A 232-nucleotide genomic window follows, 5' to 3' on the forward strand; every position below is an offset into this window, starting at 1 on the left:
GGCATAGCGTATGACGACTGGGTTTATCGTCTGGAGTACAGCGCGTTAAAGCGGTAGGCCCGGAAAGCGTAACGCCTCCGGGCAACTCACTTATTTCAGCGAGCCCTTGAGAAATTGCTGCAAACGCGGGCTTTGCGGATTACCGAATACCTGCTCCGGGTCGCCCTCTTCCTCAATTTTCCCCTGATGCAGGAAAATCACGTGCGTGGAAACATGGCGGGCAAACCCCATT

General features: G+C 54.7%; 1 pseudogene. It reads right to left on the reverse strand.

The window, feature by feature from the left end:
• Nucleotides 1-90: 90 nt before the first annotated feature.
• A pseudogene (locus tag FDX22_RS20135) lies at nt 91-232 on the reverse strand (histidine/lysine/arginine/ornithine ABC transporter ATP-binding protein); the annotation flags it as partial.

The organism is Citrobacter sp. TBCS-14, from assembly GCF_005280805.1.
Lineage (GTDB): Bacteria > Pseudomonadota > Gammaproteobacteria > Enterobacterales > Enterobacteriaceae > Citrobacter > Citrobacter gillenii.